The sequence below is a fragment of the Catenuloplanes nepalensis genome (assembly GCF_030811575.1).
GTDB classification, from domain to species: domain Bacteria; phylum Actinomycetota; class Actinomycetes; order Mycobacteriales; family Micromonosporaceae; genus Catenuloplanes; species Catenuloplanes nepalensis.
Map to the genome: position 1 here is coordinate 2,332,653 of NZ_JAUSRA010000001.1, position 25,065 is coordinate 2,357,717.

Annotated in this window: 23 protein-coding genes; 19 read left to right on the top strand and 4 right to left on the bottom strand. The window is 73.5% G+C overall.

Features of this window, described 5'->3' with window-relative positions; genetic code table 11:
• Window position 1 precedes the first annotated feature (1 nt).
• The 13 genes from J2S43_RS09635 (at window position 2) to yiaA (ending at window position 13,338) form a co-directional block, all read left to right on the top strand.
• On the top strand, window positions 2-1,192 hold the full coding sequence (locus J2S43_RS09635) for a hypothetical protein (RefSeq protein ID WP_306828468.1): 1,191 nt from the start codon (window positions 2-4) through the stop codon (window positions 1,190-1,192).
• Window positions 1,193-1,318: 126 nt separating this feature from the next.
• On the top strand, window positions 1,319-2,812 hold the full coding sequence (locus J2S43_RS09640) for an SCO6880 family protein (protein WP_306828469.1): 1,494 nt from the start codon (window positions 1,319-1,321) through the stop codon (window positions 2,810-2,812).
• Window positions 2,809-4,395, top strand: a complete 1,587-nt coding sequence (locus J2S43_RS09645; protein ID WP_306828470.1) for a putative type IV secretion/conjugal transfer ATPase — start codon at window positions 2,809-2,811, stop codon at window positions 4,393-4,395. Before J2S43_RS09640 ends, J2S43_RS09645 begins: the two co-directional genes overlap by 4 nt.
• Complete coding sequence (locus J2S43_RS09650; RefSeq protein ID WP_306828471.1) at window positions 4,392-6,167, top strand: type IV secretory system conjugative DNA transfer family protein; 1,776 nt, start codon at window positions 4,392-4,394, stop codon at window positions 6,165-6,167. Before J2S43_RS09645 ends, J2S43_RS09650 begins: the two co-directional genes overlap by 4 nt.
• Window positions 6,164-6,550: a DUF4913 domain-containing protein gene (locus J2S43_RS09655; protein WP_306828473.1), complete on the top strand. Its 387-nt coding sequence runs from the start codon at window positions 6,164-6,166 to the stop codon at window positions 6,548-6,550. Before J2S43_RS09650 ends, J2S43_RS09655 begins: the two co-directional genes overlap by 4 nt.
• An 18-nt stretch (window positions 6,551-6,568) precedes the next feature.
• Complete coding sequence (locus J2S43_RS09660; protein ID WP_306828475.1) at window positions 6,569-6,958, top strand: hypothetical protein; 390 nt, start codon at window positions 6,569-6,571, stop codon at window positions 6,956-6,958.
• Window positions 6,952-7,770, top strand: a complete 819-nt coding sequence (locus tag J2S43_RS09665) for a zf-HC2 domain-containing protein (protein ID WP_306828476.1) — start codon at window positions 6,952-6,954, stop codon at window positions 7,768-7,770. Before J2S43_RS09660 ends, J2S43_RS09665 begins: the two co-directional genes overlap by 7 nt.
• 40 nt (window positions 7,771-7,810) lie before the next feature.
• A complete protein-coding gene (locus J2S43_RS09670; RefSeq protein WP_306828478.1) occupies window positions 7,811-8,371 on the top strand; it encodes a sigma-70 family RNA polymerase sigma factor in 561 nt (186 codons plus the stop codon).
• Between the two features lies 1 nt (window position 8,372).
• A complete protein-coding gene (locus J2S43_RS09675; RefSeq protein ID WP_306828479.1) occupies window positions 8,373-8,900 on the top strand; it encodes a hypothetical protein in 528 nt (175 codons plus the stop codon).
• A gap of 32 nt (window positions 8,901-8,932) precedes the next feature.
• On the top strand, window positions 8,933-10,723 hold the full coding sequence (locus J2S43_RS09680; protein ID WP_306828480.1) for a S8 family serine peptidase: 1,791 nt from the start codon (window positions 8,933-8,935) through the stop codon (window positions 10,721-10,723).
• Window positions 10,720-11,196 carry a DUF6668 family protein gene (locus tag J2S43_RS09685; protein ID WP_306828481.1) on the top strand — a complete coding sequence of 159 codons (477 nt, stop codon included), beginning with the start codon at window positions 10,720-10,722 and terminating at the stop codon, window positions 11,194-11,196. Before J2S43_RS09680 ends, J2S43_RS09685 begins: the two co-directional genes overlap by 4 nt.
• A gap of 27 nt (window positions 11,197-11,223) precedes the next feature.
• Window positions 11,224-12,591, top strand: a complete 1,368-nt coding sequence (locus J2S43_RS09690; protein ID WP_306828482.1) for a family 16 glycosylhydrolase — start codon at window positions 11,224-11,226, stop codon at window positions 12,589-12,591.
• Window positions 12,592-12,876: 285 nt separating this feature from the next.
• A complete protein-coding gene (gene yiaA / locus J2S43_RS09695; RefSeq protein WP_306828483.1) occupies window positions 12,877-13,338 on the top strand; it encodes an inner membrane protein YiaA in 462 nt (153 codons plus the stop codon).
• On the opposite strand, the gene J2S43_RS09700 is transcribed toward yiaA, so the two are convergent.
• Window positions 13,295-14,182: a GntR family transcriptional regulator gene (locus tag J2S43_RS09700; protein ID WP_306828484.1), complete on the bottom strand. Its 888-nt coding sequence runs from the start codon at window positions 14,180-14,182 to the stop codon at window positions 13,295-13,297. The genes yiaA and J2S43_RS09700 overlap by 44 nt on opposite strands.
• Window positions 14,183-14,308: 126 nt before the next feature.
• Between J2S43_RS09700 and J2S43_RS09705 the strand changes: the two genes are divergently transcribed.
• The 3 genes from J2S43_RS09705 to J2S43_RS09715 all read left to right on the top strand — a co-directional run bounded on the left by J2S43_RS09705 (window position 14,309) and on the right by J2S43_RS09715 (window position 18,415).
• A complete protein-coding gene (locus tag J2S43_RS09705) occupies window positions 14,309-16,132 on the top strand; it encodes an AfsR/SARP family transcriptional regulator (RefSeq protein ID WP_306828486.1) in 1,824 nt (607 codons plus the stop codon).
• 62 nt (window positions 16,133-16,194) lie between these two features.
• The gene (locus tag J2S43_RS09710) at window positions 16,195-16,797 is read left to right on the top strand and encodes a mycothiol-dependent nitroreductase Rv2466c family protein (protein ID WP_306828487.1); all 603 of its coding nucleotides are present in this window, start codon (window positions 16,195-16,197) and stop codon (window positions 16,795-16,797) included.
• A gap of 1,195 nt (window positions 16,798-17,992) precedes the next feature.
• Window positions 17,993-18,415: an iron chaperone gene (locus J2S43_RS09715; RefSeq protein WP_306828488.1), complete on the top strand. Its 423-nt coding sequence runs from the start codon at window positions 17,993-17,995 to the stop codon at window positions 18,413-18,415.
• On the opposite strand, the gene J2S43_RS09720 is transcribed toward J2S43_RS09715, so the two are convergent.
• Window positions 18,412-19,131 carry a helix-turn-helix domain-containing protein gene (locus J2S43_RS09720; protein ID WP_306828489.1) on the bottom strand — a complete coding sequence of 240 codons (720 nt, stop codon included), beginning with the start codon at window positions 19,129-19,131 and terminating at the stop codon, window positions 18,412-18,414. The two genes, J2S43_RS09715 and J2S43_RS09720, sit on opposite strands and share 4 nt — an antisense overlap.
• 278 nt (window positions 19,132-19,409) lie before the next feature.
• On the opposite strand from J2S43_RS09720, the gene J2S43_RS09725 reads away from it, so the two are divergent.
• Window positions 19,410-22,469, top strand: coding sequence for a DUF4132 domain-containing protein (locus J2S43_RS09725; protein WP_306828491.1), 3,060 nt, complete (start codon window positions 19,410-19,412; stop codon window positions 22,467-22,469).
• 18 nt (window positions 22,470-22,487) lie between these two features.
• Entirely contained in the window at window positions 22,488-23,453 is a 966-nt protein-coding gene (locus J2S43_RS09730) for a flavin-containing monooxygenase (RefSeq protein WP_306828492.1), read from the top strand.
• A gap of 290 nt (window positions 23,454-23,743) precedes the next feature.
• Here J2S43_RS09730 and J2S43_RS09735 read toward each other — a convergent pair whose 3' ends face one another.
• A complete protein-coding gene (locus J2S43_RS09735; RefSeq protein ID WP_306828493.1) occupies window positions 23,744-24,442 on the bottom strand; it encodes a carbonic anhydrase in 699 nt (232 codons plus the stop codon).
• Between the two features lie 107 nt (window positions 24,443-24,549).
• Window positions 24,550-24,756 carry a hypothetical protein gene (locus J2S43_RS09740; RefSeq protein ID WP_306828494.1) on the bottom strand — a complete coding sequence of 69 codons (207 nt, stop codon included), beginning with the start codon at window positions 24,754-24,756 and terminating at the stop codon, window positions 24,550-24,552.
• A 118-nt stretch (window positions 24,757-24,874) separates the two neighbouring features.
• On the opposite strand from J2S43_RS09740, the gene J2S43_RS09745 reads away from it, so the two are divergent.
• Entirely contained in the window at window positions 24,875-25,057 is a 183-nt protein-coding gene (locus tag J2S43_RS09745; RefSeq protein WP_306828496.1) for a hypothetical protein, read from the top strand.
• The last annotated feature ends 8 nt before the right edge of the window (window positions 25,058-25,065 follow it).

The following is a 25,065-nucleotide window of genomic DNA, read 5'->3' on the forward strand; positions in this document are numbered from 1 at the left end:
CATGCCGGACTGCTCGAACGGCGACATCGTCTACGTCGGCGCGTTCTCCGGCCTGACCGAGCTCTTCGACACGGGCATCGACGGCCTGCTCCGCAAGATCGCCAGCGCGATCATGAACGCGGCCGCGAGTCTCTTCGGCGACCTGGCGCTCAACGTACCCACGCTGTCCGTGGACGACGACATCAACCACAAGATCGGGCTGCAGACGAACTGGCTCGTGGTCACGATCGCGGTCGCGTCGCTGCTGTTCGCGGCCGCCCGGATGGCGCTGGAACGACGAGGTCAGCCCGGCATCACCGCGGTCAAGGGCGTGCTGCGCCTGATCCTGGTCGCGGGCGCCGGGTCGTTCGTGCTGATCCAGCTCGCGCTGCTGTCCGACCGCTACACCGAGCACCTGTTCAAGGCGGGCGTGAAGGAGCAGCTCAAGTCGATCGCGTCGTGCGACAACGCGGACATCTCCACGTTCCTGATCATCATCATCGGTCTGCTGCTGCTCATCGCCGGTCTGATCCACATCGTGCTGCTCTACATCCGGCTCGGCGTGATGGTGCTGCTGGTCGGCACGCTGCCGCTGGCCGCGGTCGCGTCGATGACCGAGTGGGGCTCGTCCTGGTGGCGCAAGCACATCGCCTGGATGACCGCGTGGCTGATCTACAAGCCGGCGGTCGGGCTGATCTTCTACGTCGGCGCCACCATGATCGCCTACACCGGCGAGAACGCGGTGCAGCAGAAGATCGCCGGCTGCGGTGTCCTGCTGATGGCCGCGGTGGCGCTGCCCGGCCTGCTCCGGCTGGTCGTGCCCGCGACCATGGCGCTCGGCAACTCCGACGGCGCGTCCGGCGCGGTCGCGTCCGGCGCCGGTGCCGCGGCCCAGGCCACCGGCGCGGTCGGCTCGGCCGGCATGCGGTACGCGATGCGCGGCGGCAGGGGCGGCGGAAGATCCGGCGGTGCGTCCGGCGGCCGGGGAGCGACCGGCGCGGCCGGAGCCACCGGCGGCGGAGCGGGCGGCGGCACGGGCGGCGGCGGAGCAGGCGGCGGTCGCAGCGTGGGCCGGGCGATCGCGTCCGGCGCCGGGCGCGCCGCGAGTGGCGCGATCGGCGGTGCCGCTCTGGTGGCCGCGAAGGCGTCCACGACCGCGGTCAAGCACGGCACCAATCTGGCGCAGGGCGCGGTCTCCGGCAACCCCGACTGACGCCGCGATCCCGGCTGACGCGGCTGACGCGGCAACCCCGGCTGACGCCGCGATCCGGACTGACGCGGCAACGCCGACTGACCGCGGTTCCACTGACGGTAACCCCGACTGACAGGGAAGGTTCACATGACCACGGAGGCCGTCGCCCGCCGTACCTACGGCAACTGGCGCCGCCCACGACGGTCCGGGCTCGGGCCGCTGGGCCTGATCGGCACCATCGCCGCGTTCGCCGGCATCGTCGTGGTGCTGCTCGCGTCGCTGATCTCGCTGTCCGCCGCGATGGTGGTGTTCGTGCCGCTGGCCGCGATGATCGCGCCGCTGGCCGTGCGCACCGAGGACGGCCGCAACGTCTACCAGATGGCCGCGACCCGGAGCAGCTGGCGGCGGCGCCGGGCCCGGGGCGAGCACCTCTACGTCTCCGGCCCGCTGTCCCGCCGCTCCGGTGGCCGGTTCAGCCCGCCGGGCCTGCTCAGCCAGGTGCGGATGGGGGAGGGCCGGGACGCGTTCGACCGCCCGTTCGGCGTGCTGCACCACCGCGGCCGCAACCGGTTCACCGTGGTCCTGGAGTGCGTCCCGGACGGCGGTGGCCTGGTCGACCAGGAGCAGGTCGACGTGTGGGTGGCGCTGTGGGGCGAGTGGCTGGCCCGGCTGTCGCACGAGCCGAACCTGAAGGGCGCGTCCGTGATCGTGGAGACCGCGCCGGACTCCGGCCGCACGCTCGCGGCCGAGGTGCTGCCCCGGCTGGCGCCGGACGCGCCGGCCATCGCGCGGGCCGTGATGGAGGAGATCGTCGAGCAGTACCCGGCCGCGTCGTCGGAGATGCACACCTACGTGACGCTCACCTACGCGGCGCCGGGCGGCAACAAACGCGACCTCGACGACGTGATCACCGATCTGGCGGTACGGATCCCCGGTCTCTGCGGCGGCCTGATCGGCGCGGGCGGTGGCTCGGCCGAGCCGCTGTCGGCAGAGCGGATCGCCGAGGTGGTCCGGGTCGCCTACGACCCGGCGTCCGTCACCGACGTGATGGAGGCGCGCGCCGAGCACGGCGGCACCGGCCTGGAGTGGGACGACGCCGGCCCGGCCGCGTGCGTGGAGTCGGCCGACTCGTACACGCACGACTCCGGTGTCTCCCGCACCTGGATGCTGACCATGGCGCCGCGCGGCACGGTCGGCTCCGGTGTGCTGCGCGACATCCTGGAGGCCGCGCCCGGCACCCGCCGCAAGCGCGTCACGCTGCTCTACCGGCCGATCGACCCGGCCACCTCCGCCAAGATCGTCGAGTCGGACCGGCGTAGCGCGCAGTTCATGGCCAGCTCCGGCCGCGGCCTGGTGCAGGCGCGCGCGTCCGCGGAGATCGCCGCGGCCGAGCAGACCGCGGCGGAGGAGGCGTCCGGCGCCGGGCTGGTCGAGTTCTCGCTGCTGCTGACCGTGACCGTGGACGCGGCCGAGGAACTGGTCGACGCGAACGTGACGGTCCGCAACCTGATCGCCGGGTCCCGGCTGTCGATGCGCCCGGCCGACCGCATGCAGGCGGCCGCGTTCACCTGTTCGCTGCCCGCGGGCGTCCTGCCCTGGGAGTACACGCTGATCCCGCACGAGCTCCAGGAGGCACTGTGAGAACGTCGTACCTGGGCACGGGCTGGCGCAAGGGTGCGTCCGGCGCCCGTAACGCGCTGCCGGCCATCGAGACTCCGGCCCCCGTCAAGGCGATCCCGCAGAAGGCCAGGGCCGGCTCGGTGCCCACACACGGCTGGCCCGGCTCCGGCGGCGGCCGTGTCGGATACGTCGACCCGCCCACCATGTGGCGCGCCACCACGGTCCAGGCGTGCGGGCTGTGGCCGTTCTCGGCCGGGTCCGGCGCACCGATGAGCGGCGTGCCGCTGGGCCAGCACCTGGCCACCGGCGCGACCGTGTGCGGCGACCCGCTGTCCTGGTTCATGCGCGCCCGCTACATCTCCAACCCGTCGCTGTTCATGCTCGGCATGCCCGGCCTCGGCAAGTCCACGCTGGTCAACCGGATCCTCATCGGACTGGCCGCGCAGGGCGTGACGCCGCTGGTGCTGGGCGACCTCAAACCCGACTACGCCGACACGGTACGGGCCCTGGGCGGCCAGGTGATCTCGATCGGCCGCGGCGTCGGCGGCCTGAACGTGCTCGACCCGGGCGCGATGGGCGCGGCGGCCCGGCGGATCGGCGGTGCCGCGGGCGAGGCGCTCGCGGCCGAGGCGGACGGCCGGATCCTCAACATGGTCGCGGCGCTGCTGACCATCGTGCGCGGCCAGGCCGTCGGCGACCACGAGCAGGCCGTGCTCGCGGCCTGCCTGCGGCACCTGCGCGATCGGGCGGCCGGAAAGGCGTACCTGCTGCCGGACCTGCTCGCGGTGCTGACCGAGGGCCCGGAGCCGGTCCGCGCGGTCACGCTCGACCGCGGCCAGGAGACCCGCTACCGGGACGCGGTCGACCCGCTGCACCGCTCGCTGCTCGGCATCCTGGACGGGCCGCTCGGCGGCACGTTCTCCGCCACCACGTCCACCCACATCGACCCGGACGCGCCCGCGGTCTGCATCGACATCTCCCGGATCGGCGAGTCCGACACCCAGCTGACCGCGGCCGCGATGCTGGCGGCCTGGTCCGACGGGCTCGGCACGGTCGCGGCCGCGCACGCGCTCGCGGACGCCGGCCTGGCTCCGCGCCGCTGGTTCTTCACCGTGCTCGACGAGCTGTGGCGCCCGCTGCGCGCCGCGTCCGGGATCGTCGACCGGATCGACGCGCTGACCCGCCTCAACCGCTCGCTCGGCCTCGGCGACGCGAAGATCACCCACACGCTCAAGGACGCCGAATCCGTGGGTACGGACGCGGACCGGGCCAAGGCGCGCGGTTTCGTCGAGCGGGCCGGCATGGTCGTCTGCGCCGGGCTGCCGAAGTCGGAGATGGAGGACCTCGGCCGGACCGTCGGCCTGTCCCGCCGGGAGATCGAGCTGGTCTCGTCCTGGTCGTCGCCGCCCGGCTGGGCCGCGACCGGCGTCAACGACGAGCCACCCGGCCGCGGCCGGTTCCTGATCAAGGTAGGTGGCCGGCCCGGCATCCCGATCCGGATGACGATCACCGACGCGGAACGGCTGCTGCACGACACGAACACACGCTGGGTCAAGAACGGCGAGGCGGACCGCCGGGCCGAGGCCGCGGCGGCGGCGCGATGAGCGGCATGCGGTCCGGCAACGACGCCGGCGTGGCGGTGCTCGTCGTGGTCGCGGCCGGTCTCGGCGGCTACGGCGCGGTCGCGGCCGGTGGCACGCTCGGCGTCGCCGCGGCCGGCGGTGGCTGGCGCCCGCCGCCGTTCTCCGCGGACGCGCTGGTCACGATGACGCAGCGGGGACCGGCCGCGCTCTGGCCCGGCGCACCCGGGTGGGCCGTCTACGGCGGCATCCTGCTCCTGCTGGCCGTGGCCGCCACGATCGGCTTCGAGATCATCACGCGGCTGCGGCCCCGCGACGCGAAGAGCAGCGGGCTGGCGACGGCCCGGGACATGGCGGCGTTCGCCCCGAAGGCGGTCACCGAGCGGGCGCGCGGCCTGCGCCCGTCCCTGAAGGGCGTCAAGGAGCCCCGGCCGGACCAGACCGGGAACCTGCTCGGCGACCTGCACCCGGCCGGGCCGGAGCTGCGGTCCTCGTTCGAGGACGTGGAGCTGGACCTGATGGCGCCGCGGGCCGGCAAGTCCACCGGCATCGCGATCCCGCGGGTGCTGCGCGCGCAGGGCGCGGTGCTGCTCACCTCGAACAAGTCCGACGTCTACGCCGTCACCAGAGCACGACGCGAGGCCGTGGGTACGGTGTGGACGTTCGACCCGCAGGGCATCGCGCACACCCGGCGCGCCATGTGGTGGAACATGCTCTCCGTCTGCGTCACCATCGAGGGCGCGCGCCGGCTCGCCGGTCACTTCGTCGCCTCGATCAACGACGACACCGCGAAGAAGGACTTCTGGATCTCCGCGGCGCAGAACACGCTCACCGCGCTGTTCCTCGCGGCCGGCCGCAGCGGCGCGTCGATCACCGATCTGCTCGGCTGGCTGGCCGACCCAGCCGACCGTACCCCCGTGGATCTGCTCCGGGACGCGGGCCTGCCCGCGATGGCGGACCAGCTGCAGGGCACGGTCCGCGGCGCGGTGGAGACCCGGGACGGCATCTACGAGACGGCCCGGCAGTGCGTCTCCTGCCTGCTCGACCCGGAGATCCTGGCCTGGGTCACGCCCGACCCGTTCACGCCCGAGTTCCGGCCGGACGCGCACGTGCTGCGCACGGACACGCTCTACCTGCTGTCCAAGGACGGCGGTGGCTCGGCCGCCGGCGTCATCGCGGGCCTGGCGGACTCGACCATGCGGGCCGGAGTGCAGGCCGCGGAGCGAATGGGCGGGCGGCTCGACCCGCCGATGACCGCGGTGCTGGACGAGGCCGCGAACGTCTGCCGCATCTCCGACCTGCCCGACCTCTACAGCCACCTCGGCTCGCGCGGCATCAACGTGGTGACGCTGCTGCAGAGCTACCGGCAGGGGGCGCGGGTCTGGGGCGACGCCGGGATGGACGCGCTGTGGAGCGCCGCCACCGTCAAACTGCTCGGCGCGGGACTCGACGACGCGGACTTCGTCGACAAGGTCGCCCGCCTGGTCGGCCAGCACGACGTCAAGACGCTCAGCACGTCGCGCGGCCGCGACGGGAAGTCCCGGTCGACGTCGTACCGGCAGGAGCAGATCCTCCCGGCCGACAGGATCCGCGCGTTGCCGAAGGGGACCGCGCTGCTGCTCGCGACCGGCGTCCGGCCCGCGCTCATCCGGCTGCGGCCCTGGTTCAAGGAGCCGGACGCCGGGCCGATCTCCGCGGCCGCGAAGGCGGAGGAGCGCGCGATCACCGACCGCGCCACCGGGGCCGACCGTGCGCCCGGACTGATCAGCCCGATCGAGGAGGGAACCGTCCGATGACGACAGAGGCCGAGGCGCCACCGGAGTCGCCGTTCATCCTGTTCATGGCCGAGCCGATGTTCTCCGAGGAGCTCAGCCGGCTCAAGACCTGGGTGCACGGACTGCTGCTCCCCGTCTACGGCCGGGAGGTGACCACCACGCTCCCCTGGTGCCCACAGTGGTGGGAACACCTGGAGGCGGTGGCCCGGCTGCACGCGCTGTGGCTCGCCTGGCAGGACGCGAACGCGCCCGGCGCCGCGCTGCAGTCGCTCTCCGCCTGGCACCGCGACCACCTCAACCTCACGCTGCCGGTGCTGCGCGACCCGTCCGGGCCGTTCGCCGGCTGCAAGCGCGGCAGCCACCGGCTGAAGGAGATCCCGTACACCGAGGGCGTGCGGCCCTGACCCGGGACGGGAGAGACCGTGGTCCCCGACAGGGCCGAGCACGTCGACGTGCTCGCCGGGCTTCCGCCGACGCTCGTCCACGACGTCTTCCGCGCGCTGGAACGCGACCTGCGGGCACTGGCCCGGGAACCGCGCGCCGCGAACTGGCGAGACAACCTTTGGACCATCGAGACGGCGGTACGCCAGATCAGCGGCCCGGTCCGGCCACGCCCGGCGCCCGCATCCGCCCCCGCGGAGCCGTTCGACGCGGCCGGATGGCTGGGCGCGCTGCGCGTGCTGACCGCCGCGCTGGTCCTGGCCGACCCGGGCCTGGCGGACCTGCGGCGGCTGCTGAAGGACCACCCGGAGCGGTTCGCCGAGACCGGCGCACTGCGCACGACGGCGAGAGGAGGAGATGTGCCGTGCTGATCGACCCCCCGGACGGGCATCCCGTCGCGGAGCTGCTCGGCGTCTACTACCTGGACGCGCTGCCGGACTCGCGGGACGGCGAGATCGAGGCACACCTCGCCGGGTGCGCGGCCTGCCGCGCCACCGCGGCCGAGATCGTCGAGCTCGTCGCCGCGCTCGCGCTGGTCGAGGGCGCGCACCGGGCGGAGCTGCTGGACGCGTTCGGCGTGCTCGACCGGGACCGCGACGCCCCGCCGCCGTCCGCGTTCGCGCGGTTCGCGCCGAAGCCGGTGGCGACGCCCGGGGACGACCTGATCGAGGACCTCGCGGCGGCGCCCGACATCGGGCCGCTGGTGCGCACCGTCCGGCCCCGGAACCGCCCGCCGCGCACCCGGCGCCGGGCGCTGGCCACCACCGGCGGGCTGTTCTGCGCCGCGCTGCTGACCGCCGGGCTCGCGGTGACGTCGCTGGTCCGCGGCGGCGGGGACGCCCCGGGCGCCGAGGGCCCGTACGTGACCGCGGCCGCGACCGGGCGGGCCGGCGGCGTGTCGCTGTCCGTCGTGGTCAGCGAGCCGGTCTCCGGCGAGGCGCTGGTCCAGGCCACGGTCAGCGGCCTGGACCCGGACGAGCAGTACCAGCTGTACGCCACGACCGCGGGCGGCCGGACCGCGCTGGTGGCCGCCTGGGTCGACACCGGCACGGTGCAGGACCTGTCCGGCCGGCTGGACGCGGTGCTCGGCGACGTCGTCTCCGTCACCGTCACCGAGCCCGACGGCGGCACCGTGGTGACGGTCGATCTCGGGGCGGGCCTCGGCGCCGCGGTCCCGGACTGAGCGCCCGGAACACGTACCCATGAGTTCGTTGGTGGTGAATGTGAAGAGCACGGCCCCGATTTCCGAGTCGACGCGCGAGACGCCGGAGGCGGCGCTCGAGCACTTCCAGCGGGTGCATCGCCCGGTTCTGCTGGTCTACGTCAAGCGGCTGGTCAAAGGCGACGTGCACTGGGCCGAGGACGTGGTCCAGGAGACGATGCTGCGCGCCTGGCGGAACCCGGACGCGCGGATGAGGGACGGGCGGTGGAGCCGCGGCTGGCTCTGCACGGTCGCCCGCCGGATCGTGATCGACCAGGTCCGGGCCGCGCGGTCCCGGCCACCGGAGACGCTGGACGACTCGGTGCCGGACCTGCCCGCGGCCGAGGTCGACGTGGACGGGCGGCTGGACGACCGGGAGATCCGGTCCGCCATCGCGGCACTGCCGGAGCGGCTCCGGACCGTACTCGTGGAGATCTATTACCAGGAGCGCACGGTCGCGGAGGCGGCCGAGGTGCTCGACGTCCCGGCGGGCACGGTCAAGTCCCGCACCTTCTACGCGCTGCGCGCCCTGCGCGGCGCACTCGACGAGCGGGGCTACACCCGCCGGATCGGGGACTACTGACGTGGCCGGTACGACCAGATTGAGTGATCTTCCACCGGAGGCCGTGCGAGCCGCGGTCACGGCGATCAACACGGACCTCGGCAACCTCGGCCAGGCGCACGCGTCGGCCTCGGACGTGTCCGAGTGGCGGAGGCTGCTGATCCAGTTGCTGGGCGCGCAGCCGCAGCGGAATGCCGGGAGAGGGGGCGGGGGGAACGGCCCGGCGGCCGAACCGGCCGGCGAGACACCTCCCAAGCCCTCGGACGTGGCGCGGGCGATCGAACTCATCCTCGCCGACCCGGGGATGAAGCCGCTGAGCGATCTCCACAAGGAGCGGCCGGACCTGTTTCCCGAGGCCGCGGCGGTGAGCGGGCGCACGACGCCGGCCGGGGAGGAGCGTCCGGACGTGGCGACCGCGGCGGCCGTGACCTCGCTGGTCAGCAGCGCGCCGACCGATCCCGCCGTTCGTGAGCGGCAGCACGGCGACACCCTCGCCCGCCGGGCCAGCATCGCGTCGACGGCCGGCCACCCGACCGGCAGGCACCTGTGAGCCGCGAGACCGATGTGGAAGGGAACGCGTCGATGACGTGCCGGCGGATCCTGGCCGCACTGCTCGGCCTGGCCCTGGTCGTGGCGCCGGCTCCGGCGCTGGCGGTGGGGGAGCAGAGTTTCACGAAGTACTACGAGGTGCAGGCCGCGTTCGAGGGGCGGGCCGAGACGCTCTACGACATATCGACCCGGCTGCTCGGTGACACCAGCCGGTACACCGAGATTCTGCACCTCAACACCGGGCGGAAGCAGCCGGGCGGCGGCGTGCTGACCGATCCGGCGAAGCTGAGCGACGGCTGGCTGCTGGTGCTGCCGTGGGACGCCTACGGCGACGGCGTCGAGTACGGACTGCTGCCCGAGGCGGCGCCGGAACCGCAGGATCCGCCGTCGGCCTCGCCCAAGCCACCCGCGAGCCCGGCGGCGAATCCGCAGGGCAGCCCGCAGAATCCGCAGGGCAACGCGCAGAGTCCGCAGGGCAGCCCGCCCGCGAATCGGCCCGTGAGCCCGCCGGCGAAGCCCACCGACGGGGGCATCCCGACGGTTCCGTCGTCCGGGCTGAGGCCGTCGCCGGGAGGCTGCACGGTCGCGGCGGCCAGTGCGAAACCGGACTGGGCGGCGCTGCGGATCGCCGCGAACAAGGCCTGGCCGCGCAGCCGGGGTGAGGGACAGACCGTGGCGGTCGTCGACTCCGGTGTGGACGGTCTGCATCCGCAGCTGTCCAGCCGCGTCCGGGCCGGCATCAACGTCACCGACCCGAAGAGCCCGGCCGACGTCGACTGCCTCGGCACCGGCACCTCGATCGCCGCGATCGTCGCGGCCCGCGCGACCGGCGACGGCGACCTCACCGGCGTCGCGCCGGACGCGATGGTGCTACCGGTCCGGATCCTCACCACGACGCCGACCACCACGCCGTACATCCAGACCACCGGCATCACCAAGGCGGTCGCCGCGGGCGCGACCGTGCTCGCGCTCGGCACGGCCGTGGACCCCACGCAGAAGGACGTGGCCGAGGCGATCCGCCGCGCGGTCCAGGCCGGCGCGGTCGTGGTCGTCTCCGCACCGTCCGGCGGCGCACCCGCGCCGGACGCGACGGACGGCGTGATCCGGGTCGCCGGCGTCGGCGCGGCCGGCCAGTCCGTGGCCGACTACCGGAAGGGTGCGGTCGACGTCTCCGCGCCCGGCGTGAACGTGCGTAGTGCCGGGATCAGCGGCGGCGCGGGCAGCGGCGGCCACTACGCGGTCGCCTACGTCGCGGGCGTGGCCGCGCTGGTCCGGGCGGCCTACCCGGACCTGTCCGCGGAGCAGGTGCGCCAGCGCATCCTCGCCACCGCGGACGGGATGAGCGACGTGCGCCGCCCCGACCCGCTCTACGGCTGGGGGATGGTCGACCCGGGCGCCGCGGTCAGCCGCGAACTGCCGGCCGAGGCGAACGGCGCCTCGCCGGACCCGCTGACCGTCGACCCGCCGCCGGGCCAGGAGCAGCCGGACGGCGCCGAGCCGGGCGGGCAGCGCCGCAACCCGGTCGGCCTGATCCTGGTCACGCTGCTGGCGCTCGGCCTCGCGGTCTTCCTCGGGCTGCGCTTCCGGCGGATCTGGCGCGGTGACGCCGAGGACTCCGGCCACGTACCCCGCGGCTTGCAGGTTCCGAAGCTCTTCCGGCGCCCGCCGCGCGCCGACCGGGACCCCGGCGAGGACCGCACGCTGGTGCGCGTGTCCCGGCCGCTCGCGCCGGTGGAGGCGCACGGCCACGACAACTGGGGCGAGTTCGACGACGTGCCCGCGGAGTACGCGGAGACGACCGCCAACGAGGTGAGGGAACAATGACGATCAACGGAAGCGCGGTGGCCACCGAGCGCCCGCCCGGCCTGTCCCCGGCCGGTCTGGGCTGGGTCGCCGCGCACGGCGGCGCGGGCGCGAGCACGCTGGCCGCGGCCCTGGGCGGCACGGATGTCGGCGCGCGGTGGCCGTCCGAGTCCCGCGCGGAGCCGGCCCGCGTGCTGCTCGTCGCGCGCACGCACGCCGGCGGACTCCGTGCGGCCGCCCGCGCGCTCGCCGCGATGCGGGAGGGCCGGCACCCGCCCGGCATGGAGCTGCTCGGGCTGGTCCTGGTCGCGGACGCGCCGGGCCGGCTGCCGTGGCAGCTGTTCCGCCGCACGCGCGTGCTGCGGTCGGTCGCACCCGTCTGGCGGGTGCCCTGGATCGAGCAGTGGCGGCTCGGCGCCGAGGTGCGCAAGGCCCCGAAAGTGCTGCTCAGCCTCGCGGATCTGGTCGACGACCTGCACCGCGGCGCGTACTGAACCCCCACACAGGACCCGGAGGTCCGGATGGATCGAATACGCATCAACAGCCGGCTCGGCCGCTCGCTCGTCGCGCTCACCGTGGTCGCGGCCGGCCTCGGCGCCGGTTTCCACCTGGCCGGCGGTGAGCCCGGCGCGTCCGCGGCCAGCACGCTGGTCTGGTCGGACGAGTTCGACGGCGCGGAGGGCACCGGCCCGGACGCGACCAGGTGGAAGCACGACACCGGCGGTAGCGGCTGGGGAAACAACGAGCTGCAGAACTACACGGACAGCACGGCCAACTCCGCGCTGGACGGCGACGGCCACCTGGTGATCACGGCGCGCCGGGAGAGTTCCGGCGGCCGCGAGTACTCATCCGCGCGGCTGCTGACCGCGGGGAAGTTCAGCCGCGCGTACGGCCGGTTCGAGGCCCGGCTGAAGATCCCGAAGGGGCAGGGGGTCTGGCCGGCGTTCTGGATGCTCGGCGAGGGCGGCGGCTGGCCGGACGGCGGCGAGATCGACATCATGGAGAACGTCGGCAAGGACCCGAACCGGGTGCACGGCACGATTCACGGGCCGGGCTACTCCGGCGGCGGGGCCAGCGGCGGTTCCGCGCTGCACGACGCGCCGCTCGGCGACGCGTTCCACACGTACGCGATCGACTGGTCCCCGGATCTGATCGTCTGGTACCTGGACGACGTGGAGTTCAGCCGGAAGACGCCGGCCGACATCGGCGGCAACCGGTGGGTGTTCGACAAGCCGTTCTTCATGATCCTCAACGTGGCGGTCGGCGGCAACTGGCCGGGCAACCCGGACGGCAGCACGCAGTTCCCGCAGACCATGGTCGTCGACCACGTCCGGGTCTACGAGAGCGGCGGTGGCGGGGAGCTTCCCCCGGCCGAGGATGTTCCCCCGGCTGAGGTGACTCCGACGGCGGAGGTGACTCCGACGGCCGAGGTGACTCCGACGGCTGAGATTCCGCCGCTGGAGGAGGAGACCGACTCGCCGGAGGACCCGGTCCCGCCGGCGGAGCAGGGCGTCGCGCTGACCGGCATGCAGTCCGGCCGGTGCATCGACGTGCCCGGCGGCCAGGCCCGGGACGGCCTGCCGCTACAGGTCTGGGACTGCCTGCGCAACGACGCGCAACGCTGGACGTTCACCGCGGACGGCACCGTCACCGCGCTCGGCATGTGCCTGGACGTGGCCGGCGGCAACCCGGCCAACGGCACCACCATCCAGCTCGCGCACTGCAACGGCACCGGCTGGCAGCAGTTCGTGCTGACCGACGCCGGCGACCTGGTCAACACGGCCGCGAACCGGTGCGTCGACGTCCGCGACCTCAACACCGCCGCCGGCGCGAAACTGCAGATCTGGGACTGCGCCGGCACCGCGAACCAGAAGTGGGTCAGCCGCTGACCACACCCCGGCCCGCTCCACGTGGAGCGGGCCGGGCCCGCGTACACGAAACGGTCACCGATCGGTGCGGCCAGCGTCGGCGCGCCGTCCTTCCGCACCACCTCTACCCACTGCAACCGGACCCGGCCCGCGCGGCGCCCACCCGGCGCGCGTCGTGAACGTCCGTGGTGCCGGTCACATCCAGGCGCCGCTGAGTACCACTACTCACGCCCTGAGCTGCGGTTTCGGAAAGGCTATGGCCGACACCGGCGCAGGGCCGGCGACACCGCACCCACGGAGACCCCCATGGCGAACCACGGCAAGCCCACCCCGGCCTTCATCGGCGCGTCCTGGGCGGCGTTGCTGCTCGGCGTCGTCTGCTTCGCGATCGGCCTGTGGAACGCGGGCATGACGAAGAGCGAGAAGGGCTTCTACGCCGCCGTGCTCATCATGGGCGTGTTCGCCGCGGTGTCCGTGCAGAAGGCGGTCCGGGACCGCACCGAGGGCATCCCGGTCTCCGCGCTCTACCTGGGCCTGTCCTGGCTGGTGATGGGCACCGGCGTGGTGATGCTGGTGGCCGGCCTGTGGAACAGCGGCATGGCGCTCAGCGAGAAGGGCTTCTACGGGCTGGCGTTCGGCATGACGCTGTTCGCGGCCGTGGCCGTGCAGAAGAACGTCCGGGACGGGCTCGCCGCCAAGGCCGCGGAGGCGCCGCCCGCCTACGTCATGCCGGAGGCGCCGCAGGCGTACTACCCGCCGGCTCAGTGAGCCGGCGGCGGGTGCGGGTCGCCTCGACCGGGTCGACCACGCCGGCCGACCACGCCGCCGCCAGCGCGATGCTCTCCTTCCGCCCGGACGCCACGTGCGTGAACGCCAGCGCGCCCGCGCGGTCCGCGGCGCCGGCCGCCACCGCCTCGTACAACCCCTGATGCTCGTCGCACTTCTGGACGAGAGCCTGTATCGACGTGGGGGGCGGAGCGAGGCGCGGGCCAGGTGCCGTCCGGGTGTGCGGCGCGGAAGTCCGCATACCGGTGTTGTATGTGGGCTTGTGCGACGTGCGGCCAGGCGGCGCCTGGACCTCGCCGCAGCCCGTCTCCCACGTCGATACAGGCTCTGGGTCCCGGCGGCTGGTCAGGTTGAAAAGCCACTGGGTGCGCGCCTCCAGCGGCCGCATCATCGCCGAGAGCAGCGGATTCGCGGCCATCACGACCAGCTCGCGGTGAAATGCCGCGTTCGCGGCCGCGACCGCCGAATCGTCGCCGGCACCGAGCGCGGTCCGGGCCGCGGCCATCGACGCACGCAGCCGGCCCAGGCCGTCGTCGCCCACCCGGGCCGCGGCCAGCCGGGCCGCCAGTGACTCCAGGCTCTCCCGCACGTCGAACAGATCACGCACGTCGTCCGCCGTGAAGTGTGCGACCACCACGCCCTGCCGCGGCACCGACACCACCAGCCCGTCATTGCGCAGTGACTGCAACGCCTCCCGCAGCGGAATCCGCGACACCGACAGCTCCGCCGCCAGGTCCCGCTCGAACAGCCGCTGCCCCGGCGCATAGACCAGATTCACTATCCGGTGCCGCAACTCGGCATACGCATCGTCGCGCAACGAGGCCATGACGACACCGTAGACGCTGTTTCCAGGTGAAGAACGACCCGCCGTACCGCCCCGCGGGATGTGACGGTCGCCCATGTGACCGGAAGCCGATCGTGGGGGTGGGGCGGGACCGGTCATCCTTGGGGGATGACCGCCGCGATCAGCATCAGCGCCCTGGGACCGTTACGCGTGTGGCGGGACGGGGTGCCGCAGACGGTCGGGTCGCCGCAGCAACAGGCGCTGCTGGCCGCGCTGCTGATCCGGGACGGGCGGGTCGCGTCCACGGACGACCTGGTCACGGCGGTCTGGGGCGAGGACCTGCCGGACAGCGCGGTCGCGACGCTGCGCACCTACGTCTACCGGCTGCGGCGCCTCTTCGACGGCACCGTCGTCTCGATCCAGAACATCGGCCGGGGGTACGCGTTGAGCGCCGGACGGGCCGACGTCGACGTGACCGCGTTCCACGCCGGCGTGGCGGCGGCCCACGAGCGGATGCGCGCCGGTGACGCGACCGCCGCGGCCGAGCTGCTGTCCGCCGCGCTGGCGCGGTGGGAGGGCGAGGCGCTGGCGGGCGTGCCGGGCCGGGCCGCGGAGGCTGCCCGGGCGCGGCTGGAGGACACCCGGGTGGCGGCGGAGGAACTGCTGTTCACGGCGCGGCTGGAGACGTCCGGCGCGAGCGCGGAGGAGCTGACCCGGCTGACCGAGCTGGTCGAGACCTACCCGCTGCGGGAGGGTTTCCGGGCGTTGCTGATGCTCGCGCTCTACCGTCGCGGCCGGCAGGCGGAGGCGCTGGAACTCTATCGGCACGGCCGCGCGCTGCTGCGCGACGAGCTGGCGCTCGACCCTGGTCCGGCGCTGCGCGAGATGCAGCGGCGCATCCTGCGGGGCGACCCTGACCTGCTGACCGCCGAGACCGGGACCGGCCCGACGTACCTCCCGGCCGACCTTCCCGACTTCACCGGCCGGGTCGCGGAACTGGCCGTGATCACCGGGGCGCTGGTGCCGGGCGCGACCGTCGGCATCACCGCGCTGCCCGGGTTCGGCCGGACCAGCACGGCCGTGCACGCGGCGCACCTGCTCGCGGCCGCCTTCCCGGACGGCCGGCTCTACGCGGACCTGAGCGCGCCGGACGACCTGGCGGAGACGCTGCTGACCTGGTTGCGGCTGTTCGGCATGGCCGACGGCGAGCTGCCCGCGACCGCGACCGGCCGGGCCACGCTGCTGCGCACCGCGGCCGGCGAGCGCCGCCCGCTGATCGTGCTCGACGACGTGGAGGACCCGGCCGACGTCGCGGTGGTGCGGTCCGCGCTGCCGCACGCGGCCGTGCTGCTCACCTCGCGGCGCCGGCACCACCGGCTGCCCGGCACCAGCTGGGTGACGCTGCGCGGGCTCGCCGACGACGAGTCCATGCGGCTGTTCGAGCACGTGGCCGGCGCGGAACGGGCGGCCGCGGACCGGGAGATGGTCCGCACCGCGATCGCGGCGATCGACGGTGCGCCGCTGTCCGTCCGGCTCTGCGCGGAGCGGGTCCGGCGCCGGCCGCACCGCACGCTCCGGTCGATCGTGGAGGAGCTGACCACGGAGCTGCACGACCCGTACGCGCCGCTGCACGACGACTGCGTCATCGCGGAGGCGCCGATGATCCGCGCGTACCACCTGCTGCGCCCGCAGACGGCCCGCACGCTGCGGTTCCTGGCCGCGACCGCGTCCTGCGCCGCGACCGTACCGGAGGTGGCCGCGATGCTGTGCGGCACGGAGAACACCGCGCTGACCGCGCTCGACTCGCTGGTCGACCTGCATCTGGTGGTGGACGACGCGGACGGCCGCTACCGGATCCCCGACCCGATGGTGCAGTCGGTGGCCCGGCGCAAGCTGCACGAGATCGACGGCCGGACCGAGATCGACGACGCGGTACGGCGGGCGTTCAACCCACCACGGCTGGAGATCATTCCCGCGCCCATCCGAGTGTGAACAGTGCGGCAAACCAGCTGTTCGCCGCTCAGATGATCTGTCCGGCGGCATAGTCTCCCGAGGTGACCACCGTTGACTTCTACTTCGATCCGGCCTGCCCGTTCGCCTGGATCACGTCCCGCTGGATCCTCGAGGTGCGCGAACAGCGCGAGATCGACCTTCGCTGGCACGTGATGAGCCTGTTCGTGCTGAACGAGAACCGCGACCTCGACCCCGGCTACCGCGAGACCGTCAACCGCTCCCTGGGTACGGTCCGCGTCGTCACCGCGGCCTGGCAGCAGCACGGCGACGCGGTCCTCGGGCCGCTCTACACCGCGCTCGGCACCCGCATCCACAACCAGGGCCGCAAACGCGAACTGGACACGGTCATCCCGGAGGCGCTCGCCGAAGTCGGCCTCCCCGCCTCGCTGGCCGCGGCCGCGACCAGCGAGGAATGGGACGACGCGCTCCGCAAGAGCCACCACCGGGGCATGGACCCGGTCGGCGACGACGTCGGCACCCCGACCATCCACATCGACGGCGTGGCCTTCTTCGGCCCGGTCATGAACAGCATCCCGCGCGGCGCCGACGCCCTGAAGATCTTCGACGGCACGGTCGCGCTGGCGAGCTTCCCGAACTTCTTCGAACTCAAGCGCACCCGCACCGGCGAACTCGACTTCAGCTGAGCGCGGAAACGTCCCTGGCCGACGTGCCCCAGCATCGCCGCCCATCGGGCAGCAAGCGCGCGCGACCCCCTTTCCTCAAGATGATCGAGAAACAAGCCTTCCCCCATCACCCCAGCAGTGCCCGAAATATCAACATAAAGGCTGTGGTATTCAACCCCTAAAGTCGATCACGTGTCGCAAATCGTTGTTCAGAGAGCCGGATAACAACGATTTGCGACACGTGATCGACTTCTGGGCCCGTAAGGCCGGTTTTGATCTCTGATCGCGCGCATCCAGCGCAGACCGCCGGCGCCTGGCTGCCCCGTATGCCGTCGACCACCCTTGGGGGTGCAGATCATCGGCAGGGCCGCCACACACCACGACACCGCAGCAAAGGCAAGGACGGCGCGCAGCGACGACCATGCCGGCCAAGACCCAAGCTGGCGGCCCTGCCGATGATCTGCTCGGCTTGTCCTGGAAGACGGCATACGGGGCAGCCGGGCACACGAAACCCCACCCATGCCACCCACGAAAAACAGCCGGGCCAGCGGACCCCAACCCGGCTGGAACCCACGCCCTCCCCCGGAGCCCGAGGCCCGCCGGAGGCGCCTTGAACGTAACGGTCACACCCGCGTCGCCAATAAGATGAAATATCGGGCGCGGAGCGCCCGATCGTGAGCGTAAGTCGAACTTCACCCTCTGACGGTGCTCCACGCGCCTCGCAACCTGCAGCGTCGGTAAATGCCGAGCGCGCAGCGCCCGGCAGGCACGTCGTGCCGGGTCTTGTTCTGTCCGCAAGCCGCTGCGGAGTCGCGCCTTAGGGAATCCGGGTTACGTCGGTGCCGGGTCTTGTTCTGTTCGTCCGTTGCGAAACCGCAGCAGGGGAACCCGGGGCAGGTCGTGCCGGGTCTTGTTCTGCCCGCCCACCGCGGAACCGCAGCAGGGGAACCCGGGGCAGGTCGTGCCCGGTCTTGTTCTGTCCGCCTGCCGCGAAACCGCAGCATGCGGACCCCCGAGGCACGACCTGCCCGTTCTTGAACTGCCCGCCCGCCGCGGGACCGGTGCCCGCGGGAGCACTCGGAACGCCACCACGCCGGAAGCGGGAAGATCAGGAATTTGATCTGGGGCTGGAGCGCGGGCACCGATCAGTTTTCGAGAAGTCCGGCACGTCGGCGCTGCCTAGCATGAGGTCAGGACCTGCGAGAGGGAGCCGACCATGGCAGCGAAGAAGGACGACGGTTTCACCGCCGAGGAGCGCGCCGCGATGAAGGAGCGCGCGGCCGAGCTGAAGCGCCAGAAGAACAGCGCGACCGCCGAGGCCGATCTGCTGGCGAAGATCGCCGAGCTGGGCGACGACGACCGCGCCCTGGCCGAGCGTCTGCACGCGCTGGTCAGGGAGCACGCGCCGCAGCTGACCGCGAAGACCTACTACGGCATGCCCGGCTGGGCCAAGGACGGCAAGGTTCTCGTGTTCCTGCAGCCGGCGGGCAAGTTCAAGACCCGCTACGCCACGCTCGGCTTCAACGACAACGCGATGCTCGACGACGGTGCCATGTGGCCCAGCGCCTACGCGATCACGGCGCTCACTCCGGAGCACGAGGATCTCGTCGCCGGCCTGCTGAAGCGCGCGGCCGGCTAACCGCCGGTGAGGATGGCGTTGATGCGTTGCAGGACGTCGATCTGGGCCGGGGTGAAGAGTTCGGCGATGCTGCGCAGCATGACCGGGGAGACGAGTGGGCCGCCGGTCTGGGCGAGTGCCAGCAACTCCGGGTGGGCGTCCCAGCCGCGGCGGACCTCGGGGGCGAAGCGTTCGGCCAGGCTCTGCCGGGTCTCGTCGCTCGCGTCGGCGGGCAGTGTGTCGAACTCGACGGCGACGGCGGAACGCGGCTCGTCGGGGAGGTTGCGCAGCGGCTCCAGCTGTTCCGGCGTGAAGACCTGCGCGCTGACCGTGAAGAGGCCCCGCTCGGCCGCGGGCAGGTCGTCGGGGAGGTTGCCGAAGCCGGCCGGGAGCTCCGCGAGGTGCGGGCGGTCCAGGACCGCGGCCAGTTCCTCGCGCATGTGCTGCTGCCGTTCGATGCTCGCGGCCAGTTCCGCGTCGAGGGCGCGGAGCACCTGCTCCGCGCCCTCGGCCGACTCCTCCATCGCGGGTACGTCGGCGAGCGTCACGCCGAGGTCCACGAGCCGGCGGATCTGCAGCAGCCGGACCAGGTGCGCGGTCCGGTACAGCTTGTAGCCGTTGGCCGCCCGCTCCGGCTCGCTCAGCAGCCCGATCCGGTGGTAGTACCGGATGGTCTTGACCGTCGTGCCGGCGATCCGGGCCAGCTCCCGTGTGCTCCAGCCACCGGTGGTTCGCATCCCGCCATTGGACACCGTGTCCCTGGGGCAGGGTCAATCAGCACGTCGTTCGGGATGATCTCGGCCGGCGGCTCGGCCGGCTCCCAGCCCCAGTGGGCGCAGGGGACGACGTCGGCGGCGGCCGAGCCGAACAGCGGGTACCGCCTGCGGTCCTCCGTGACCGCGCGCCGGTAGGTGCCGAGGTCCTCCGGCCAGTCGACGTCGTCGCAGGAGACGGAGAGGAACACGGAGAGCGCGACGTCCAGCGGGTGCGTGACCGCGCAGGCTAGGTTGGCCCGGTGATCTCGTGGAACGCGCCCGCTCCCTCGCCCGCGCCGCCGCCGTGGACGCCGGTGCCGCTTCCGGACGAGCGGCGCGGCGACGTCCTGGTCACCGGCGCGCTGCGCGGCGTCCTGCACCCGCGCCGGGGCGGGATCGCCGTGCCGGTCCGCCCGCTCGCCGGCCTGGACGAGGCCTGGGCCGGGCTGCGCCACCACGTCTGGTCCGTCGACCGGATGATGACCACGGAGAAGGCCGAGTCGTCCCGGGTCTGGGGTTACGTCACCTCGACCGCGCGCGACGACCGCGTCCTCGGCGAGCGGCTGCTCGACCCGGCCGCCCGGGTCGGCGGCGCGGACGACGACCACGCGCTGGTCCGCGCGGTCCGGAACCGGTTCACCTGGTACGGCGGGCCGCAGGACGACTGGCTGGCCGACTTCCTGACCGCGGCGCACGGACTGCCCGAGGCGGCCCGGCGGATCATCGGCGGCTTCGACAGCGACCTGCCGTACAGCGGCGTCGGCGTCTTCGGCCGCCTCCGCCAGCTGCTGGTCCTCGCGGACGACGCCGGTTACGCCGCCGCCCGCGACGCGATCCTGGACGCCCGCGACCGTCAGGCGAAGCAGCTCGACGGCAGCCGGCTCGCGGACCTGTTCTGGGCCGTGTCGTTCCTGCTGCCGGTCGGCCCGGCGTCCGGCCCGGAGGAGCGCGACGCGCACGACGCCGCGCTGCGCAACGTGGGCGAGTTCGGCAACTGTGACGTGCACGCGTGCGGGCTGGCGGCCGGCGACGCGGCCACGGTCGAGCGGTTCCTGGAGGCCAACCCGCGGGTCCGGCACGAGTTCTTCAGCCAGTCCGGCGGCCGGCTCTACCTGGCGAGCCTGCTGGAGTTCGCGGGGGCCGGCCCGATCCTCGCCCGCATGCGCCCGGATTGGCCGTTCCACGACCACGCGCACTACAACGCGGTCTGGACCGCGCTGCTCGGGCACGTCGACCACGAGAGCGCACGCGAGATCCTGGGTGCGGACCATGTGCCGGGTGCGGGCATCCGGGCTGAGGAGGACGACCGGTCCGTACCCCCGGGAGCGCCGTTCGCCTATCGGCCGCCGGAGGCGGCGCATCCGGTGTCGCCCGAGCCGTCCGTGCCGGTGGCGCCCGTGCTCGACTGGCGGGAGCACGAGCGGGCCGCGGCCGAGGCCCTGGGTGTCCACGCGGACGCGGCGCAGTGGGACGGCGTGCCGATCGGCGACTGCGACACCGCGGCCGTCACCGCGTGGCTGGAGCATCACGAGCACTGGGCGATCCCGGCGCCGTTCACCGCGCTCGCGCTCGCGCCGCGCTGGACGCACGACCGGCTGATGGCGCTCGGCTTCGCCCAGCACTCCTACTGGGTGCGCTGGGTGCTGCCGCTGGTGCTGCTCCGGCACGGCGCGAGCCACGTGCCGGCGCTGGTGGCCGCGTTCGACGACCGGTCCAGTGTGGAGGCCGCGCTGGCGGCGGCGCAGCCGATCGGTCATGCCGCACTGGCCGGGCCGATCGCGCGCGCGTTCGCGGTCAGGAAGCACCGCCGCCCGGCCCGCGCCTGGCTGCTGCGTCACCCCCGGCACGCCGCGGCCGGCATCGTCGCGGAGTGGATCGCGGACCGGGCCGACCCGGTGCTCGGCCGCGCGCTGCGCTGGCTCGACGCGCAGGGACACCGGGCGTTGCTGCTCGCGCAGGCCTCGTCGGCCCGGGACGATCTGCTCGCGCTGCTGGAGCTGGACCCGCTGGCCGCGCCCCGGGCCAAGCAGCCGCGGATCCCCACCTACCTGACGAGGACGCCGCTGCCCGGCATTCCCGAGGACGATCAAAAGCTGCTGCTGGTACGGCTGGCCGCCTGCGACGCCGACCAGGTGCACCCGGGCGTGCTCGCCGCCCGCGCCCGGTTCACCGCCGGGGACCGGGCCGCGTTCACCGACGCGCTGCTCGACCGCTGGCTGGCGGCCGGCACGCCGTCCACCGAGGCGTGGTGCCTGCACGCGACCGGCCTGCTCGGCGACGACACCGGCGCCCGCCGCCTGGCCGCGCTCGCCCGGCAGTGGGCCGGCGCCAACGCGGCCGCCCGCGCGCAGACCGCGCTGGACGCGATCCGGCACCGCGGCACCGACGCCGCGCTGACCGAGCTGAACCTGCTGGCCGAGCGTTCCCGCTTCCCCGCGTTCGCGTCCGTGGCCCGCGGCCACATCGAGGAGATCGCGGCGCTGCGCGGGCTCTCCACGGACGAGTTGGCCGACCGGATGGTGCCGGCGCTCGGCGCGGAGGCCGACCTCGGCGGGTACCGGCTCGCGTTCGACCACCGGCTGCTGCCGGTCGTCCGCGACGAGTCCGGGCGGGTGCTGGCCGACCTGCCCCGGAAGGCGGAGTTCAAGCAGGCCCGGGCCGAGCTCGCCGCGATCCGCCGGGCCGCCCGCGCGTCCGCGTCGCTGCACGTCGCCCGCCTGGAACGGGCCATGTGCACCGGCCGCCGCATCCCGGCCGCGATCTTCGTGGACCGGTTCGCCGTCCACCCCTGGATGACGCACCTGGCCCAGCGCCTGGTCTGGGGCGTCTTCGACGGAGGCACGCTGACCGAGAGCGTGCGGGTCGCGGAGGACGGCACGTTCGCCACCGCCGGCGACGATCCGTTCGCGCTGCCGCCGTCGTCGACCGTGGGTGTCCTGCACCCGGTGGAGTTCCGCCCGGAGCGGTGGGCCGGGGTGTTCGCCGACTACCAGCTGCTGCAGCCGTTCCCGCAGCTGGACCGCCCGTACTACACGGACGCGTCGGCGCTTTCCCGGTTCGCCGGCCGGACCGTGAGCTATCCGGTGCTGCGCGGCCTCGAACGGCACGGCTGGACCCGCTGGTACGACGCGTCCATGGTCCAGATGGCGAAGCCGCTGCCCGGCGGCGGGCACGCGATGCTGGACACCACGCCCGGGTGGCACGCCTCCGACACGGTCGACTCCGCGCCGGAGCAGACCGTGCGCCGGGTGGTGCTGGCCGGCGACGTGCCGCCGGTCGCGCTCTCCGAACTGGTCCACGATCTGCGCGTGCTGGGCTGACGTCTATCGTCGTACCCGATGGGCACGACGGTCGTGGTGGGCGCGGGCGCGGCCGGGCTCGCCACCGCGGACCGGCTGCGCCGCCACGACCCGATCGTGCTCGACGCCGGTGCCCGGATCGGTGACAGCTGGCGGCACCGCTACGCCGGGCTGCGGCTGTTCACACCGGCCCGCTGGTGCGCGCTGCCCGGCCTGCCGCTGCCCGGCGACCCGGACGCGCACCCGGGCAAGGACGACTACGCCGACTACCTGGAGTCCTACGCGGACCGGCAGCGGATCGGCGTGCGGCTCGGCACCTCGGTCACGGCACACGCCTACCGGGACGGGCGGCACCACCTGAGCACGAACCACGGCGATCTCGTCGCGGACCGGCTGGTGTGGGCGAGCGGCGCGCACGCGGTGCCGGTGGTGCCGCCGTTCGCGGACGCGCTGGACCCGGCGATCAGCCAGATCCACTCGGTGGCCTTCCGCGACGTGATCGGCGCCGGCCCGGTGCTGGTGGTCGGCGCCGGGCAGTCGGGCGCGGACATCGCCGCCAGGCTCGCCGCCACCCGTCGGACCTGTCTCGCCGGCCCGCGCACGGGCACGGTGCCGCTCGCGGTGGCGCGCAGCCGCGCGGTGCGCGCGCTCTACCGGCTGCCGGTGCCGGGGGAGCGGGCCCGGCGGTTCCTGCGGCGCCGGGCCAGCCCGCTGATCTGGCACACGGCCCGGTCGCTGGCCGACGCCGGCGTGGTGCGGGTGCCCCGGGTGACCGGCGTGCGGGACGGGCTGCCGATGCTCGCGGACGGCCGCGTCCTGCCGGTCGCCACCGTGGTCTGGTGCACCGGCCTGCGTCCCCGCCTCGACTGGCTGGATCCGCGCGCGCACGGCGTACCCTCGCTGGGTTTCGTGGGTCTGCCCTTTCAGCACACGCTGAGTTCCGGCACGCTCGGCGGCATGTCCTCCGACGCCGCCCGCGTCGCCCGGCGCCTCGGCCTGCGCTGATCAGGCGTCACCACGGGGAACGCCGCCCGCGGATCCCGCACCCGCCGACACCCGGACCATGCCACTCGCTCATGCTGAAGGAGATCCCGCTCTGGTTTTCACATCATGTCGCCCCGGGCCGCCGGATGCTCGATGTGCACCCGCCGAAGCGATCATCGAGTGATACACAGGGTCGATCAACTTCGCCTGTTGATCTACCCCGTGTATCACTCGATGATCCGTTGACCCGCTGCCCGTGAGGTGATGGCGCGCGGCGGCCCGCCCGGCTCGGTGACCGGCCGGTGCCGGGATCAGTGGACCAGCGTGACCACGCCGGTGTCGAGGTCGTAGCGGGCGCCGACCACGGCGGTCTCGCCGGACTCGACGCGCTCGCGGATGATCTCGCTCTGTGCGACGATCGCGGCCACCTGGGCGCGGACGTTGGCCTGCACGGCCCGCTCCACACCGTCCGGCGCCGACGCGTACGGCGCCACGATCGGCCGCAGCGCCTCCACGATGGACGCTATGTGCCCGGGAGCCGACGCGCCCGTGTTGATCGCGTTGATCGTGGCGCTGATCGCGCCGCACCGCTCGTGCCCGAGGACCAGGATGAGCGGCGGCGCGAACTCCTCCACCGCGTACTCCATGCTGCCGAGCAGCAGGTCGTCGACGATGTTGCCGGCCACCCGGTCGTCGAAGAGGTCACCGATGCCCTCGTCGAAGAGCAGCTCCGGCGACACCCGCGAGTCGGCGCAGCCGAGGAGCACGGCCCACGGGTGCTGCCCGGCCGCGACCTCGTGCAGACGCGCGAGCGACTGGTGCGGGTGCCGGGCTCGCCCGCTGGTGAAGCGCCGGTTGCCGGCGAGCAGCCGCCGCACGGCCGCGGCCGGGGTGGTGGGCGCCGGCTCGCCGGCCGGAGCGGCGGAGGCGGCGGCCGGAAGCGCGAGCGCGCCGGCCGCGACGCCGCCCGCGGTGAGCAGGGCACGGCGGCGCAGAGGGATGTGCGACATCGAAATTCTCCTGTACCGACAGGGTGTAGGACACAGGCATTCTTCGCTCTGACCCCGGCCGATGTCATTCCCGCAGCACTGCGACGCGCCCCACACTTGCCCCGGGGTCAGGAACGCCGCGTCATCACCAGCGTCCAGACCGCGACCGCGAGCACCACCCCGATGACGAACTCACCGACCAGGAACAGCCCGCTCACCAGCCAGTTCCGGTCCAGGCCCCCGGCCAGCACCTCGACGACCGTCACGGTCACGAACACACTGCCGATCAGCAGAATCAGCGGTACGGGACGTTGCGGCTGGCCATCGGCGGACATCCGCCCACCCTAACGCCCTCTCCACCCGCGAACCTGTGGGGCCGCTGGGGCGGAAACACCCGAGACTCAGTCGACTCTCCGATACCGTCTCCGCCTGAAGCCGCATATCGTCAACCCCATGCTCGTGACCGCGCTGAACCTCCTGCTCACGGCCGTGGCGGTGCTCGGGTTCCTCGCGCTCCGCCGCCGCTGGAAGGCCACCGGCCGCCGTCTCGACCAGGCCGAGCAGACCCATGCCGGCCTCGACCGCACCGCCTTCCGGCACCGCCTGCACGGCATCCGCACCATCCACGGCGACTGATCCTCCGG